Annotated in this window: 18 protein-coding genes and 1 tRNA gene; 10 read left to right on the forward strand and 9 right to left on the reverse strand. The window is 54.5% G+C overall.

What is annotated here, in order from left to right:
- Positions 1-64 precede the first annotated feature (64 nt).
- From CU041_RS16515 to msrB, 4 genes are all read left to right on the forward strand, one after another.
- Positions 65-1,111, forward strand: a complete 1,047-nt coding sequence (locus CU041_RS16515; RefSeq protein WP_101247730.1) for a hypothetical protein — start codon at positions 65-67, stop codon at positions 1,109-1,111.
- Between the two features lie 226 nt (positions 1,112-1,337).
- Complete coding sequence (locus CU041_RS16520) at positions 1,338-1,892, forward strand: AAA family ATPase (RefSeq protein ID WP_068518656.1); 555 nt, start codon at positions 1,338-1,340, stop codon at positions 1,890-1,892.
- Positions 1,893-1,902: 10 nt separating this feature from the next.
- Complete coding sequence (locus tag CU041_RS16525; RefSeq protein ID WP_233433146.1) at positions 1,903-2,388, forward strand: thermonuclease family protein; 486 nt, start codon at positions 1,903-1,905, stop codon at positions 2,386-2,388.
- A 123-nt stretch (positions 2,389-2,511) separates the two neighbouring features.
- The gene (gene msrB, locus CU041_RS16530) at positions 2,512-2,952 is read left to right on the forward strand and encodes a peptide-methionine (R)-S-oxide reductase MsrB (protein ID WP_068518657.1); all 441 of its coding nucleotides are present in this window, start codon (positions 2,512-2,514) and stop codon (positions 2,950-2,952) included.
- Between the two features lie 63 nt (positions 2,953-3,015).
- Here msrB and CU041_RS16535 read toward each other — a convergent pair whose 3' ends face one another.
- From CU041_RS16535 to CU041_RS16560, 6 genes are read right to left on the reverse strand one after another with little or no spacing between them, the layout of a single operon-like run.
- Positions 3,016-3,510 carry a phosphatase domain-containing protein gene (locus CU041_RS16535; RefSeq protein ID WP_068518658.1) on the reverse strand — a complete coding sequence of 165 codons (495 nt, stop codon included), beginning with the start codon at positions 3,508-3,510 and terminating at the stop codon, positions 3,016-3,018.
- A gap of 2 nt (positions 3,511-3,512) precedes the next feature.
- A complete protein-coding gene (locus tag CU041_RS16540; RefSeq protein WP_101247731.1) occupies positions 3,513-4,103 on the reverse strand; it encodes a histidine phosphatase family protein in 591 nt (196 codons plus the stop codon).
- Between the two features lie 44 nt (positions 4,104-4,147).
- Entirely contained in the window at positions 4,148-5,236 is a 1,089-nt protein-coding gene (locus tag CU041_RS16545) for an MBL fold metallo-hydrolase (protein WP_101247732.1), read from the reverse strand.
- Entirely contained in the window at positions 5,236-6,321 is a 1,086-nt protein-coding gene (locus CU041_RS16550; protein WP_101247733.1) for an ABC transporter ATP-binding protein, read from the reverse strand. Before CU041_RS16550 ends, CU041_RS16545 begins: the two co-directional genes overlap by 1 nt.
- Complete coding sequence (locus CU041_RS16555) at positions 6,309-8,003, reverse strand: ABC transporter permease (RefSeq protein ID WP_233433147.1); 1,695 nt, start codon at positions 8,001-8,003, stop codon at positions 6,309-6,311. The genes CU041_RS16550 and CU041_RS16555 overlap by 13 nt, the downstream gene beginning before the upstream one ends.
- Positions 8,004-8,044: 41 nt before the next feature.
- Complete coding sequence (locus tag CU041_RS16560) at positions 8,045-9,022, reverse strand: ABC transporter substrate-binding protein (RefSeq protein WP_170310282.1); 978 nt, start codon at positions 9,020-9,022, stop codon at positions 8,045-8,047.
- A gap of 199 nt (positions 9,023-9,221) precedes the next feature.
- On the opposite strand from CU041_RS16560, the gene CU041_RS16565 reads away from it, so the two are divergent.
- A complete protein-coding gene (locus CU041_RS16565) occupies positions 9,222-10,004 on the forward strand; it encodes a DeoR/GlpR family DNA-binding transcription regulator (RefSeq protein ID WP_101247735.1) in 783 nt (260 codons plus the stop codon).
- Between the two features lie 39 nt (positions 10,005-10,043).
- On the opposite strand, the gene CU041_RS16570 is transcribed toward CU041_RS16565, so the two are convergent.
- A complete protein-coding gene (locus tag CU041_RS16570; RefSeq protein ID WP_170310283.1) occupies positions 10,044-10,835 on the reverse strand; it encodes a hypothetical protein in 792 nt (263 codons plus the stop codon).
- 306 nt (positions 10,836-11,141) lie between these two features.
- On the opposite strand from CU041_RS16570, the gene CU041_RS16575 reads away from it, so the two are divergent.
- Both CU041_RS16575 and CU041_RS16580 read left to right on the forward strand, forming a co-directional pair.
- On the forward strand, positions 11,142-11,348 hold the full coding sequence (locus CU041_RS16575; protein ID WP_233433148.1) for a sugar phosphate isomerase family: 207 nt from the start codon (positions 11,142-11,144) through the stop codon (positions 11,346-11,348).
- A gap of 69 nt (positions 11,349-11,417) precedes the next feature.
- Positions 11,418-11,867, forward strand: coding sequence for a DUF7684 family protein (locus CU041_RS16580; RefSeq protein ID WP_101247737.1), 450 nt, complete (start codon positions 11,418-11,420; stop codon positions 11,865-11,867).
- Between the two features lie 670 nt (positions 11,868-12,537).
- On the opposite strand, the gene CU041_RS16590 is transcribed toward CU041_RS16580, so the two are convergent.
- Positions 12,538-12,930: a hypothetical protein gene (locus CU041_RS16590; protein ID WP_101247739.1), complete on the reverse strand. Its 393-nt coding sequence runs from the start codon at positions 12,928-12,930 to the stop codon at positions 12,538-12,540.
- Positions 12,931-13,007: 77 nt separating this feature from the next.
- Positions 13,008-13,781 (reverse strand): class II glutamine amidotransferase, encoded by a 774-nt coding sequence (locus tag CU041_RS16595; protein ID WP_101247802.1) that lies wholly within the window; start codon positions 13,779-13,781, stop codon positions 13,008-13,010.
- Positions 13,782-13,977: 196 nt separating this feature from the next.
- Here CU041_RS16595 and CU041_RS16600 point away from each other — a divergent pair.
- From CU041_RS16600 to CU041_RS16610, 3 genes are all read left to right on the forward strand, one after another.
- Positions 13,978-14,053, forward strand: a tRNA-Thr gene (locus tag CU041_RS16600).
- Between the two features lie 285 nt (positions 14,054-14,338).
- A complete protein-coding gene (locus CU041_RS16605; protein WP_170310284.1) occupies positions 14,339-15,949 on the forward strand; it encodes a hypothetical protein in 1,611 nt (536 codons plus the stop codon).
- Positions 15,949-16,434 (forward strand): hypothetical protein, encoded by a 486-nt coding sequence (locus CU041_RS16610; protein WP_068518665.1) that lies wholly within the window; start codon positions 15,949-15,951, stop codon positions 16,432-16,434. The genes CU041_RS16605 and CU041_RS16610 overlap by 1 nt, the downstream gene beginning before the upstream one ends.
- The last annotated feature ends 238 nt before the right edge of the window (positions 16,435-16,672 follow it).

Raw genomic sequence — 16,672 nt, forward strand, 5'->3', positions numbered from 1 at the left:
GGATGTGTCAAAGTCGCGTAAACTCCTGTCACACAACAAGATACGTTCTGATCGAGAAGCATAGATGCTGCGCATTACACGAAATCCCGGGGCCCTGATCGCAATCTGCGCTGCACTTGTTGCATCGCCGGTTCTTGCATCAGGCAATGAGGAGCCGCAATCAGACGGTCCGGCCTTTGCCCTGATGGATTTGCGCGGCACAACGGCGTGGGCGATCAGCACCTATCAATGGCTTGAACCGAGCGAGGATGCACTTGATGCCGTGATCGGTTCGGTGGGCAATGGCCCAATGCGGCTTGATCTCGTCATGGACAATATTGTCCCGTCCTATTGCGAAATGCGCCCCGATCCGCAAATCTGCGACGGGCTGGGAAATCCGGTTTCCTGGCTTGAAGATGTTCCGCAAACCATCTGCATGGAAATTCCGTCACCGGTTCGCGCACGTCACCGGGGGATACTGGCAAACGCCAGCCAGCTCTGTCTTGAACCGACCAGCAACCTGGCCTTTCCCAAGGACTGGCCCGAAGGCACATCCTGGTCACAAATCCATCTGCATCAAACCGTGACCCCGACAAAAATCACCGTCGATCAGGATACGGCAACAATCGAACTTGTGATTTCAGATGCGATTGCCACCCGTCTGGCGACCCTGTCCGAACAGGGATACGGACCGGTGCAAATCGGCTGGGATCAGGCAACATTGCGCAAGACCCTTGGCCCGCAACTTGATCAGTTCATTGCCGGTGACGATGAAAACTGCACCTTCCTTCAGCGCAATCTTGATCCGTCGGGGCTTGGCTATCTGGTGCTTGATGGCAAGCTCGCGCGTGTTTCGCTTTATGCCGATGAATATGATGTGGCCACCAGTCTTGTGCGCACGTCCCAGGGCGTTTCACTGGGATCGACCCGCGAAGACGTTCATGCTGCCTTTGGCAATGCCGAACTGGTCGAAGAAGAACACGAATATCTGGGTGCGGATGCGCGCTATATCACCTGGTGGACCGATGCTGCGAAATCACGGGGCATCCGGTTTGAATTCAACGAAGACGGGGTTGTAACCGCAATCCATGCCGGGAACGAGGCCATCACCCTGGTCGAAGGCTGCTCCTGACTTTTTCAAAGGCGGCCCTGGCCGACTGCCCGCAGACCCGTCATTGTTCTCCCCACCCCTAATTCATTGAAAAATAGACGCTTTTCCTTTGGCGTTGACAAGCATCCCCAACGCCTTCAAAAGCGCATTCCGCACGGCTCCTGTGCGGATCAAAAACCAACAACAATATTGCCATCACCTCGCCGCAAAGCATGACCAAAAGGCCTGCTCGCGGAGACAAACACGAATGCAAACGCCTATAACGTCCAACCTTGTTGTCATTACCGGGGGCCCCGGTTCTGGCAAGTCCACCCTGATCGAATATCTTCATGCACAGGGCTATGATATCTGCCCTGATGTGGCGCGCCCGCTGATTGCCGAACAGCGCGAACGCGGCGGCAATGCCGTGCCCGGCGAAGATGATGATGCCTTTGCCGGATTGATGACCCGGCGGGCCATTCGCGCCTGGCAGAACGGTATGGAATGCCACCCGCGCACCGTTTTCTGTGACGGCGCACTTCCCGATATTCTGGCCCATCGCCGGCTGGCAAAACTGCCCGATGATGCCGCCCTGATGCGGACGATCAAGATGTATCGCTATCGGCGCTGTGTCTTTGTCCTGCCGCCATGGTCGGAAATTTATCATACCGATGAAATCCGGACACAGGACTTCGCCAGAAGCGTCAAAACATATGTCCGCCTGTGCCAGGCCTATATCGAATGCGGTCATGAACTGATCGAAATTCGCAAAGGCCCGGTTCAACAGCGCGCCGCCCAAATTCTGTCCCGACTGAAACTCTAAGCGATATCTGATGACCAAATCCCGCCTTTGCCCTGCCCTGAAGATCAACCACATCCATGCTATCATCGGCATGACCGCAATGATCGCAACCACCCTGCTCGCCCCAATGGCACAGGCTGCGTGCTATGACTGGCCTTTGCGGGAATACCGTGGTGAATTTGCCTATGACGGTGACACCATCTATGTCGCCATTCCGGGTCTTCCGGGCGAAATTGCCAATATGTCGGTGCGCGTGCGCGGTGTTGATACGCCCGAAATTCGCGGCAAATGCGAAAGTGAAAAACAATTGGCCCAGCAGGCCCGCGATTATGCGCGCAAGCGCCTGAAAACCGCCAAGGCCGTTGAATTTTGCGAACCGGAATGGGGACGCTATGGCGGGCGCGTGGTGGCATCGGTCCGCATTGATGGCAGCCCGCTTGATCTTGAACTGATCGATAACGGATTTGCCCGCCCCTATGACGGCAAAACCAAACGCCAGCCATGGTGTCAGGGTTAAGTCCGATTTGGCCTGTCAGACCGTCACATTGGTGTGAAGCCACTGGACAATCGCGATAATCCGACCATCTTTGGGGACAACAAATCAAACACTCCGACGACCAAAGATGTGAAGTGACCGAATATGAGCAAATATCACAAAGACCCGGATGCGATTGCCGATCTGTCCCCGGAACAATATCACGTGACACAGGAAAACGGCACCGAACCGCCGTTTCGCAATGATTTCTGGGATCACAAGGAAGACGGGCTTTATGTCGATATCGTATCGGGCGAACCGCTTTTCACATCGCGCGACAAGTTCGATAGCGGCTGTGGCTGGCCCAGTTTTGTGAAACCGGTCGAAAGCGACCATATCGTCGCGCGCGAAGACAATACCCACGGCATGCGCCGCATCGAAGTCCGGTCAAAACATGGCGACAGCCATCTTGGTCATGTCTTCCCCGATGGGCCACGTGATCGTGGTGGATTGCGATATTGTATCAATTCGGCGTCGCTTCGCTTTATCGCAATCGACGATCTTGAGGCCGAAGGATATGGCGATTACCGCCATCTGTTCGAATAATCATACAAAAAGACCGGCGCAAAGCCGGTCTTTTTTTATTGGTATGACAAATAGCCCGCCCGGTTAAAAATCACCCGGCGCACATTGCAGGCATGTCAGGCCCATATCGCGCCATTTATCGACCACGCGCCTGCGATCATCAACCACCAGCCACGGATTGAACCCATCGGCAATGATTTGGGCCAGAAGGTCTTCCTTGACCTCCTCATCACTGCGGTGATCGGCATCGATGGGGCGCAGATACATGCCGTCAAACGGGATATTATGGGCACGAAGCCAGGCTTCGGACCGGTGTTGCCAGCCCGCCGGGCGGCCAGAACAGATCACGATCGCATGCCCGGAAGCATGAAGAATGCGCAACAGCCGTTCGATATTTTCAATCGGTTTGGCATGGTCCATCGCATCAAAAAACGCATCCCACTGTTTTTCCACACCATGAACCAGATGCCCCAATTCATCGGCATCGAAATGCGCCAGTGTTCCATCCATGTCAAACACCACCGCATCGCGCAGATCGGCTGAATTCGGTCGGGTTTGGTGCGCATCGGCCTGTGCCATATTCACGCGGAGATCTCCTTGATCAGGGTTTCGGTCAGATTTTCATATTCCCATCCGGACTTGACCGGACGGAACAGGATCGGGGTGGCATTGGGCACACGCGGCCCGTCGGCCTCAAACCCGGTCATGTAAAGGATGCAGCGCGCCACCCCGGAATGGGCAACAATCACCGTTAGGTCGTCGCTGACTTCGGCGAGTGCCTGTTGCATGGCAAATGAAACGCGCTGACACATGGCATCAAATCCTTCGCCATTGGGCGGGGTGTCAAAGCGCGGGCACAGCTCGGCAATCGGGCGACCTTCAAGATCGCCCCAATGACGTTCGCGCAAACCGTCAAGCACCCTGGCCTCGTAATCAGGCAGAACAAGGTTGGCAGTTGTCCGCGCCCGGTCTTGCGGGCTGACATAAACCGCGCGCCAGCTTGCCCTTGCCATCAATGGTGCAATGGCAAGGGCCTGTTCGCGGCCGGTGTCATTGAGCGGCGGCTCGTTCGATCCGGCAATGATCCCTGCGCGGTTGGCATCGGTTTCTCCGTGCCGGATGAACACAAACGGCAATTTCGGAAAATCGAACTTTTCAGCAGCATAAATCATGATCAGGCATCACCCGTTTGAACGTCGAAATGGATCGCAACCCATTACAAATAGAACCGATCAGCAAGCTGTAGCCGCCCGTCGAACCCGTCGACAAGACCAAAATCCTCGGGACAGCTGGTAAAAAGCGGCACGACCTGCATGGCGTGGCACTGATTGGCAAGCTCGATCACGTGCCCGGCCAATGGATGCACGTTCCAGCGCCGGAAATGCGCATGGCCTTTTTCAACCATCTTGCGGGCCTCGATCGGCATGAACCCGGTAAAGATGACATGTGCACTTGATCCCAGCCGTCCGGCATCACGCCATTTGTCAATCAGTTCACGCGCCTTGCCAAATGTCGCGCACGGCGCGTGACACAACAGCAATCTGGCACCCGGATTGAAATGCTTTGCCTTGTCCTTAAGACCGCGCAAACGGCGGATCGCATCGCCATTCACATAATCCGAACCATGGGTATCAAGCACCTGCTTGACCTGCCCGTAACACCGATCATCCATCGACCAGTCGGTCAGACCGTGGCTTTCAAACAGCAAGGCCATTTCGGCGGCCCGGCCGCTGGGCGGTACGGGAAACAGGATCTGCCCGTCAAGCTTGGTCATGGTGGTCAGAAGACTGTCGATGCGGACCTGCTGGGTCAGTTGTTCCATGCCATAGGATGCATCAAGCATCACCGTCGCCGCATCGGGCGGCGTGTCATACAGGAAATAATCGGACTCATGGCAGAAATCGCCGGAATACAGCACCCCGCCCCCCAGTTCGAAATGCAGCCACACCCCGCCAAACGAATGGCCGGTGCGCCCGGTGGTGACGGTAACCCCATCAACCTGGATTTCCCCGCATGGCGGCAATGGAATGACTTTCGCGCCCTTTGGCAAGGAACGCGCAGTGACTTCGGTGCAATAGATCGGAAGACCCGCCGCCACAATTTCCTTGGCCGCACCGATATGATCGATATGGTCATGGGTGATGAAAACGGCGTTAACTTTATTAAGCCAGGCCGGGTCAAATCCCTGATCACTTTCGGGACCAACCCCGCAATCCAGCATCCAGCGCCGGTTAAAGAATTCCAGTCGCAAACAAGCCGGGCCTTTTTCACCAAGACCCGAAAGAACACGCATCCGGGCTGACATCAGGCGACCTCACCGGCAAGGCGGTCAAAGACCCAGCCATCGGCAACCTTGAGCCCGACCGGCTCCCCGACCCGCGCCCGACGATTGGCATAGACCGGCAGGGTATGCTCATCATCAATGCGCACCGAAAGCCGGAACCGCCCGCCGAGATAAACGCAATCCTCGACCTTGCCGCGCAAGGGTGCCTCATCTTCGACCCAGACATCTTCGGGACGCAGACAAAGGCCCGCCTGCCCGTTGATATGCCCGCTACTGGCCAGTTTCGGGCATACGCGTGCGGCAATGCGGGTATCGCCAAGCTTGACCGAACATGTGCCACCATTTTCGACCTCAACCCCGGTGATCGGCAAAACCGATCCGGCCCCGACAAAACCCGCAACCATGTGATCGGCCGGTTCGCGATACAGGGTTTCGGGGGCGGCCATCTGGCGAATATGGCCCTTGTCCATCACCGCGATCCGGTCGGCCATTGCCATGGCTTCGGCCTGATCATGGGTGACGTAAATCATCGTTGCCCCGGTGCGGCGATGGAAATCAAGAAACGCCTGCTGCATGGTTTCGCGCAAATGAACATCAAGGTTCGCCAGCGGCTCATCAAGCAACACCGCACGCGGTTCCATCACCAGACAACGTGCCAGTGCCACACGTTGGCGCTGCCCGCCGGAAAGTTCGGCGGGGCTGCGATCCGCATATGGGCCAAGGGCCACGATATCAAGTGCCTCAGAGATGCGGCGATCGCGATCTGCGCGGTTCATGCCACGTACTTCAAGCGGATAGCCGACATTGCGCGAAACCGACATATGCGGCCACAGCGCATAGGATTGAAATACGATGCCAAGATTGCGGTCCTCGGGACTGACCATCACGCCCTTGGCCGGATCGGCAACCACCTGCCCGCCGATTGATATCTGCCCCTCGCCCGGTTCTTCAAATCCGGCCATCAGTCTAAGCAGTGTGGTTTTGCCACAGCCCGATGGCCCCAGCAGGGCAACGAATTCCCCATCCGAAATATCAAGCGACACCTGATTAAGCGCACGGTAATCGCCAAAACACTTGGTAATGCGCGAAAGATTTATGTCTGCCATGGCACAACTCCCTTGGGCAAACGACGCGATGCAAGCTGAAAACAGCTCATCAACGCGATCACAACCAGCACGACCAGTACCGCCACGGCGGATGCCAGAACGGTGTCGCCACTGTCATCAAGATTGAAAATCAAAACACCCAGCGTCTCGTTGCCAGCCGACCACAAAAGGGCCGAAACAGTCAGCTCGTTAAACGCAGTCAGGAAAACCAGCAAAGCCCCGGCTGCTGCGCTTGGTGCTGCCAAGGGCAACAACACATCGCGCAAGCGACGGCCAAGCCCGGCACCGCAGGCTTGCGCTGCTTCTTCAAGGGCCGGGTCAAGCTGGGTGAAACTGTTCATCACCGGGCGCAACGCAATCACAAGAAAGCGCGCCAGATAGGCGATGAAAATAATGCCAAGCGTACCATACAGGCTGATTTCGATCACCGGGATCTTGATGAACAGCAAGATGCATGCAATCGCCAGAACCACACCGGGCAACGCATAGGGCACTTCGATCAGAAGATTGATCAGCTTGGTCAGTTTCGATGGTTTGCGCACCATCACATAGGCCAGTGGCAAGCACACCAGAACAAGCATCACCGCCGCGCCCACCGACAACAGGAAACTGTTATGGAATGCGCGGATGGTTGACGGCTGCACAAACAGGACCTGATTAAAGGCATCAAAGCTGAAATTGGTGAAATCAAGCTTCACGCCAAAGGCCGGCACCAGTGAGGTTGCAATCAACGCCATCAACGGCACCACCAGAATGGCAATCAGAGCCGCCCAAAGGACGGTTTCAACCAACGAACGGCGCGCCCCCAGACGGATATCAAGCGGACGTCCGACCATCCCCATCAAACGGTAATCGCGGTTGGCAAGCAGCCGGTGGTGAATGGCCACACCGCAAATGGCAATCGCGCCAATCAGCATGGCAAGAACCGATACCTCGCCCAAAACCGACGGGCCGAACCCGGCCAGTTTCTGATAGATCAGGGTCGGCAGCGTCGGGTAATTGGCCGGAATGCCCAGCATCGCCGGGATGCCAAAATTGCCAAGTGCCGTGACAAAGGCCATTGCGGTTCCGGCAATCAGACCGGGGCTGGTCAGCGGCAGGATGATCTGCCACCACAAACGCCCGCCGCGCGCACCGGCAAGCCGGGCGGCTTCGATCTGTTCGCGCGGGATCATGCGCAGATTGGCGCGAAGGGTCAGAAACACGATCGATGCGTGCTGGATACCCAGCAAAAGCGCAATGCCCTCGGCAGAATAAAGCGGCTGTGGCGATCCCATGGGGGGTGCCATGCCAAAGGCATTTAAAAGCGCACTGCTTGGCCCGGTCAGCTGCACCCAGCTAAGGGCGGTGATCTGTGGGGGGATCATCATCGGGATCATGAAACAGAAAACCAGTGCGGCCTTGGCCCGCACATCGGTCAATGCAACCAGAAAGGCAAACGCCCCCCCGATCAAAAGCGAAATGATCGTTCCAAGCCCTGCGGTATAAAGGCTGTTGGCGGTTGCCTGCCATGTTGCGCCCGATCCCAGAACATCGCGGAAATAATCAAGCGACGGCACGCCACCGACAAACACGCCTTCAAATGCCAGGCGGACAATCGGCAGAATGGAAATCACGAATACCGGCAACAGCAACCAGTAAAGCAACCGGTCCGAAGACCGGTTGCCTGTGGATCTGGTCATGATGCCAGGCAGAGCGCCGCGAAGGCGACCTGTTGCCTGCATTACTCAGCCCCGAAGATATCAGCGAATTTCTTTTTGTTCGCTTCAGCCTGTTCAAGGGCGATGGCCGGGTTGAAGTCCATCAGTTTGATGTCCTTGCGCGCCGGGAAACCTTCCGGCAGGGCCATGTCGTTACGAGCCGGGATATAGCCCATATCAAGAACAAGTTTCTGACCGGCATCGGACAGAACGAAATCAACGAACTTGTGCGCGGCATCAACGTTCTTCGCGTCTTTCATGATCGCGACCGGCTCGGTCACATAGGTGACACCTTCTTTCGGGAAGACAAAATCAACCGGCGACCCTTTGGCTTTGCCACGGATGGCAAGGAAATCAACAACCACGCCGTACGGTTTTTCACCCGATGCAACCGCCTTGAAGACGCCACCGTTACCGCCCTGTGCGCGGGCTTCGTTGTCGGCCAGTGCCTGATAGTAATCCCAGCCCAGATCCTTGTTCTCGGTCAGGGTCGAAAGATGGATCAGGGCCGCACCGGAATAAAGCGGGCTTGGCATGACGATCTGGTTTTTCGCCGATGCATCCGAAAGGTCCTTCCAGGAGCTCGGTGCCTTGGCTGCGGTATTGTAGACAATGCCGGTCGTGATCAGCTTGGTCGAATAGTAATAGCCTTCGGCATCATAAAGCGCGCCTTCATAGGCCTTGGCTTCCGGCGATTTGTACGCTTGCAGCAGACCTTCCTGCTTCATGCCTTCCAGCGTTACCGTATCGGCAATCAGAAGAACATCCGGGCGCGGGTCGCCTGCGGCGATCTCGGCGCGCAGTTTCGCCATCAGTTTGGTGGTGCCGTCACGGACCCACTCAACTTCGATATCCGGGTTGGCAGCCATAAAGGCATCAACAGTGGTCTGGGCATCCTGGTTGGGCTGGCTGGTATAGACAACAAGCTTTTCCGCAGCCTGGCCAACAACCGGCAGCATCATCGCCGCAGTCGCGACAGCAGCAAGAAGAACGTTACGCATGATCGGCATCCCCTAGTCGGAAAGAAGGTTTCGTTCGAAAACATTTCGATCCGGAAGCTATATGGATTTCGATAACAGTTGTGTGACAACACCAAGAATTAAATGTTTCAACAGGAAAACCGGGCTTTTCAGTTACATTCAGGCCTGTCTATACTCGGAACACAAACGAAACCATGCCTTTCGAACGAAAGAAATAAACGTGTCCGAGATCCCAGATCCTGTTCCGCTTGACCGTCGTCGTGACCGCATCGTCGCCCTTGTGAAATCCTGTGGCTTCATGGCGGTCGAAGAATTGGCACGCCGGTTCAATGTATCGGTTCAGACCATCCGCACCGATCTGCGCGATCTTCAGGAACAGGGGCGCGTGTTTCGCCGTCATGGCCTTGCAGGTCCCGCACCTGATCCGGATAACTCGGCCTATGAAAAGCGTGAAGTCTGGAACCGGTCGGGCAAGATGGCGATTGCCGCCAAGATCGCCGAGCTGATCCCTGAGGGCTGCACGATTGCGATTGGCACCGGCACCACCGCCGAACTCGCCGCCCAGCACCTTTCATCACATCGCAATTTGACCGTACTGACCAACAACCTGCATGTGGTGCTGACCCTGCAAAATGCGCCCAATGTCACACTCCGCCTTGCCGGTGGCACGGTGCGCACCCGTGATCTTGATATTATCGGGGCCGATAGTGCTGATTTCTTTGGCGGGCTTCGCGCCGATTACGGGATTGTCAGTGTCGGCGGCATGACCGATGACGGCGATTTGCTTGATTTCAACATGGATGAAGTCCGCGCAAGGCGCGCACTTGTCGGCTGTTGCGACCACGCGATCCTGATGATCGACGAAAAAAAGGTCGGCCGCAAAGCGCTTTGCCGTGACGGCCACGCCAGCGATTTTCAAACGGTACTTCTCAACAGTGCACCCGGCGATGCCCTGCAACGCGCGCTGGTCAGGGCGCGTTGCAAAATTGTCATCTCGGCATAAATGCACGCTGCAAATAATTGGGTTTTAGCACTTTTAAAGTCACTTCCCGCCTGAAATCACACTCACGATCGGTTCACCATAATCTTTTCCCCAAGTTCTTTCGGCAAACTCAGTGATCGTGCCGGGAGGAGAGATGTACTCAAGGCGCGTGTCCAAATCGAACCTGTCTTTATTAATAACGATCAGAGGTGTCGCATTGAAATTAAAATATATTCCGGCGCCAAATGAATTAGCTATAGGCTTTGCGTACTCCCAGTCACAATCCCCCTCCGCCTTACAAGGCAGAACTTCTTCCAGAGGCGTTGAAAGCATTTCCCCTAGCCCTAATCGCTCTCCTGTCTCTGCTTTCATCCAGAACAGGTTATAATCCGGGTCTTGGATATACCATTTCCCATCTTCCGGGCTCTGGACTTCAAGAAAGGTATGAGAGCTAGAAACAGGTGCAAAAACATGCACTTGCCTGGAACTGTATCCCATCTGATCGAGTATACCTGTCATAGCATTCGAGCGCGATGAGCACATCAAGGCCATTGGATGCCTATTGCCATCGCTTGCGTCAATCAGTGCTCGAATTACGCCGCCGGTGTCATACGGGTGAGGCGTTTGATCAAAATCGTGATCGGCATGCATACTATTTTGGAAAACAAAGTTACGTACTGCATCAATTTTTTCGAAAGTCTCAGCACCTTCTTGAAGCTGAAGTTTCGGCAATACACGGTCCAGACAACAAGCAGGCGTTATCCCGCTGAAATATTCATGTGCTTGCGCGGGCCAATTGTTCTTGTGCGCAATGTATCCAAATAGAGCCGCACAAAGCAGCAAAAGGGCCATGATGAATCCGAGGGCAAACAAATACCTACGCGACAAAAGGGATAAAGATCCAAGCATCCAGAAAAGCGCACTTTATTGTTGAAAAAATATTTTCAACAACCTAATTGCTGCATAAAACACAATCAATTGGTGCAAAAGTATACGAAAACACCCCTATGTATAGATTTAATTTCCCTAAAACATTTTATAATAATGTTTGATTGGACATAACAATATTATAAAGAACTGCTCACATAATGTTGCGCTGTTTGCGGGATTTTCCGTGCTAGCGGCATCACAGATAACGACGCCCTGCTTGGGTTCAACATGGATGAAGTCCGTGCAAGACGCGCACTGGTCGGCTGCTGCGATCACGCGATCCTGATGATCGACGAGAAAAAGGTTGGCCGCAAAGCCCTTTGTCGCGACGGCCATGCCAGTGATTTTCGAACGGTGCTTCTAAACAGCGCCCCGGGCGATGCCCTGCAACGCGCGCTGGTTAAGGCGCGCTTTAAGATTGTTGTTGCTTCCTAATCGACCTCGACTTTAACGTGTAATTAAAGTTTGCTAACTTTGACGGCATCGACGTACTGAGGCATTAAAATGAACCGAACAAGTATCGGATCTACGGAAATCATCGTAGCAAGCGACCTTGATACCTTCCCGGCCACATCCGACGAAATATGCTCGGCCGTATTCTTAGAGTCCGAAGCAATCAAGAACTACACTCAAACGATGCTCAAATCGTGTTTTGAGAACATGATGATAAAAGGTTGCTCTTTGTTTGTTACAATCGGAGACGGTTCAGAGAAAATTCACGATTTCATTGATGACATCATCCTCGACTTAAGCGAGAGAGATTTGCTCCCATCAAAAAGTCCTGTTTTGACAACGTTTCATGCAACAGATGAATACGATGATGCTGTATCAATTTTGTTTTGTAATAAAAATACACTTGAAAATGAACAGATGAGAATTCTGGCCGTGGCTGGCGACAAGGGCAATAAATTCATTTCTGCAATTAAGGATTTTTCCGCACCTAAAGTGTTTTAGGCTTAGATATGGGCTTCGGTCAAAACTGGGCATCAGAAACTGATGAAATAACCCTTTATCAGACCTCTGTTACGCTGGTGATTTTCCCCACTGCCAGCAAGTGTCACCCGTTTAAGAAGTGAACCGTTTCCCCCACTTTCAGAAACTTGTTTTCAAGGACGATATCGGGAGAGAAAGTGCAATTAGCACTCCCTCGGAGAATGTCAGGATTGAACTGAACGACTTCCCATTGAACGTCGTAAGCCAAATCAAAGTAATCCTCTATGTATCGTTCTCAACGAATCAAAGTTCGCATGCTATTGAACGGCTTTATATTTCCTCCTGAAATCGACTCTGGCATCCATACAAATTCAACATCAAACCTTATCATTCTATGTTTTCCGTTGTTTGATTTGAGACTCGAATGCCTTCGAGAAACTTGATTACGTTCCTCTTGGCGTCGACCAACTCTGGCAGGCGGTCGTAGTCAAACCTAAACTGCGCGAACAAGCCATCCAGCTTTGTCCGAGAAAGACAAGTCAGTTTGTCCCGTCCCTCAACAAAGCTGCCGTTATGGCAGAACGCAACCCATGGAATGCGTCCCTCAATTGTCTGCCCCAGAGGATCTTGGGAAAACAGATGCCACTGACGGGCATCAGACGCAGAGCTAAACACTTCCCACACACCGCGGTTACCATCGAATAAACCTGTCTGAATATCGTCCGTTCCCCAAATAGGCATCGACAGCCTCCGGGTGGGCAAGCTGGTCCTCGTTTGTAAAGGGATGCAGAGTGATGATAGATGGGCGACTTTTTTCGAATATGGGTAGTTCGATGTTGATTGATGAGCTGTGATCCAGCCGGCTCTCACTCGTCCAAGCCTTCCCAAAATATACGTCTTCAATCACCACTTCGCTTGGAACTTCAAGGACAGTGTTACCGAGCCTGATAATAACACTTTGAGGGGCAGGCTCTTTCACAAAGGCAAAACCGACCCGATAATAAAGTGGCACGCAAAGAATAGGGACTATCGCAATCACACCAAGCTTGAAAACAGCTTGGCCCAGCGCTTGCAGACACGTCATACCGCCCCTCCCTAATTCTGAATGCCGAAACACCCTCCAGAGGAGAAAGTCTTAAATCATCTCAACCTAAATTGGAACTACACCTTAAGAGTTGCCTCTTCACTGATGGTGAGATCGCCCTCGACATGAAGGGTGTGGTTGGGGGCAACAGCCGTCCAGCTTTCGGTTTCTGTATCAAGCGGTTCGGAAACAACAATCACATGATCGTCGCGTTTGCGCCAGTAAAGGGATGGCGGTTTGTCGTCGCTGGCGTGGCGGATGGCGCAGACGCTTTTGCCGTTTGACAGGCAAGCGGTGAAACGGAACGGGGCGGTTGCGCCGCGTGCCTTCATTTCATTTTCGACGACTTCAATGGTGCGGCGGATCGCGCGGTGCGGGTCTTCTTTCAGACCAAGTGTCAGCATCAGGCAAAAGATCAGCTCGCTATCGGTGGATCCCTGCCGGCCGGCATAGAATTCATCCTCGATCATGTTTTCAAGCGACCGGCGCACCAGCGGGTAATCGCCGATTTGGCCGTTATGCATGAACAGATATTTGTCATGGGCAAAGGGATGGCAATTAGTGCGGCTGGTATGCGTGCCGGTCGAGGCCCGGACATGGGCGAAAAACAGCCCCGATTTGATGTGATGGGCAAGCGACCGCAGGTTCGGGTCATTCCAGGCCGGAAGAATTTCACGATAAAGGCCCGGTGTCGGGCGTTCATCATACCAGCCAATACCAAAACCATCGCCGTTGGTGGGTGTTTTGGCCTGTTCGGCATGAAGGCTTTGCTCAACCAGCGAATGGCGCGGCTCAAACACCAGCTTTTCAAGATAAACCGGATCACCAACGTAACTGAGCCAACGACACATCACCTGCCCCCAAAGCATGAATTCCAACCGCACGCATCTAAGCCGCATAATTACAGTACGGTCAATGTGATATTATGCTGATCAACCGTGATTTTAAGGTCCCGGTGTCTTGTTCGGGTTTGTTGACAAAAAGAGCAATAAAGCACTTGCCAAGCCCGGTGATTGTCCGTATTTTCCGCGCCACAAAATGAATCGTGCTGGTGTAGCTCAGCTGGTAGAGCGGCGCATTCGTAATGCGTAGGTCGTAGGTTCAAATCCTATCACCAGCACCATTTTGTAAAACCCAAGACCCGCCAAGGTACAGCTTGCTGCACTTTCGGCGGGTTTTGTGTTTTCCGGGCTTTGAAAAGCTTGCGACATTCGTGAATTTTCGCGGTCTTTTACAGACGGGATTTGCGCCTCAAAGTCCCGTATCGCCCCATTGTACAGAGGCAATATTTTCACATTCCCGCCCTTTGAACGTCTGAATGCACGGAACCGTTTAAATCCTTGTGGTCAATTCGCCCGCCATTTCGGCCGCAAAATCCACCACAAGGGCAACACTGGGGAATGCATGCATGACAGACAGTGACGCGCCCAAACCAGATCCGGCCAAATCCGCATCAAGCCCGTCTGATGGCAGCAGCAATCTGCACGAAGCAGGCCCCGCCGCGGCAGAAAAAGGCTTAAAAGAGCCCACCGAGGCCTCGTTTGCGCCCCAGCCCGGCCCATTGAACGAGCCGCAGGCCGCACTCGACATCATGACCGCCCTTTGTCAGGAATTCGGCCTGATCGACAGCCCGCCGGTCAACAGTCCCGGCGGATCATCGCGGCCAGCCACCCCGAAAAGCGGTCAAATCAGCGAGCCCGGTGAAACCGCCTTTGAAATCATCCAGCGTTTTCTGTTCGACGGGCCGGGTACGCCCCGTACAGGCGCGCCAAAACCGAATTTCAACAGCGCCATACCCGATCCGACACACGTCATCGCCCAAGCCGCACAAAGCCCCCGGACGACCGGCAGAACAGGAAACAGCGAGGCCTCCGCAATGAGCAGTTCCTTCTTTGACAGCACAACTTCTTCTGAAAGCACCTCGCAAGCGCAGTGGGGGGTCACCATCATCAATAAGGATGGGAGCAAAACCGATCTTCAGGGGGCCGTAATCGCTGATGACATGTTCAGAACTGCCATGCCCAGTCTGCACGGGAGTGCCAGCAGCGATGCCGACACCCCGGACTGGACCATCACAATGGCACAGGGGTACCCGATGTCATCGGGCCGCACGACCGCCCAGACCGCGATCGGTGCACGGTTGATTGCCGATGAAAGCCCCGAAAGCCTCAAAAGCTGGAAATTGCATGTCGGCCCGTCTGCCGATGCGCAATCCGAACTGTCGGTATCGGTGCCGACATCGGTGCCTTCACAATTGCGCGCGCTTTTGTTTGACAGCTCCGCACAGGATGACACCCTGCCACAAACATCTGAAGTCCCGGTCTATAGCGGCGGCCCCTATGCCCTGCATCTCGAACAGGCCGTCGGTTCAATTCCCGGTGATGCCGCCCCCAACCTTGCGCTGATCCGGTTGATCTTTGCCGACCGTGCGCCGATCCCGGTGCAGTTTGAATATACCGGAACCTTGCCAAGCCCGATTGTCGGGGGAAACATCCTGGCCGGGCCGAACTATACCATTCCGTTCTGGGTCCAGATCACCCCGCCCAGCGAAGGCGACAAGGGCGCAAGCCTTGTCACCCTTGTGCGCTATGACCAGGAAACAAGTTTCAATGTCACCGCACAGCTTCTGACCGATACGCGCAGCTGCACACCGACCGCCATCCTGACATGCGCGGCACAAAGCGATAATGCCGCCTGCAAGGCGGCAAGCATGGTGTCGAACAGCAATGGACGCCTTGAAACCAGCCTGACCGGTGTTGCCACAAGCCCGACCGAGGATGATCTGGCGACGTATGGCTTTGTTCTGCCGTCTAGCACCGATGATACCGCACCGGCAAAACCGGCCTCTGCCAAAACCGGCGGAACCAAAGCCGGCGGCGCAAGCCCCGATGGATCGGCCGATCAGGATGCCCCGGCATCCGGTGAGGATACCGGATCGGACAGTTCGGCATCGACCAAGGGGTCGTCGCGGACCACCAAAGGCAGCACCCCGAACAATTCCACCAAGGGAGGCACCTGATGTCTGGTCAGGCGCATAAGGATGTTACCACCGCCAGCGATCGCAAGGATGCCGTGCGCAAGGCATTCAATCAGGAATATCTGGCCACCCAGAAAGCCATGACCCAGGCCGCCGAGCGCGCCCGCGAGCAGGTTCTTGATCAGCGATACACGATTTCCAATCACGCCGAACAGGTCAAATCGGGCGTGACCGCCCCGCTGCCCCCGCGTCCGGGCAGCGGGCACCCAACAGGTTATCCAGCACAAGGTGCTCCGCAAATGACATCATCGGCAAACCACCATGGCGATCAGCAGATCATGTTCGATATCGCCACGGAAATTCGCAACATCATCACACGCGAAATCGATCTCAGGATGCAGTTGCTTTCCGACAAGGTCGAAACGGCACTTGCCAATGCTTTTCCCGCACAGGATTCAAACGAGCCGGCGCCACCGGCCGGGGACAAGGAAAGCCCCAGGAATTCACAGCCTGCAAAAACAGGTTGATCCGGCACAGGTCGGGAACCGCCATGGGCATCTGCCCATCGCATCCTGACCGAACCGGCACGCGTACGGATCAAAGCAAAGATCCCGAAAAACAACAGCACAGTCAGAAAAACTACGTGCACGACTACTCTCTTGGCCCGAATGAAGCAGGCTGTGAAGATACGCGCCGTGATACAACTTAAAATTGTGCAATAACTTTTATTCACAATCACTTAGAAATCACGTCATAATAAACGTC

It is taken from the genome of Thalassospira povalilytica (assembly GCF_002844235.1).
GTDB lineage: Bacteria > Pseudomonadota > Alphaproteobacteria > Rhodospirillales > Thalassospiraceae > Thalassospira > Thalassospira povalilytica.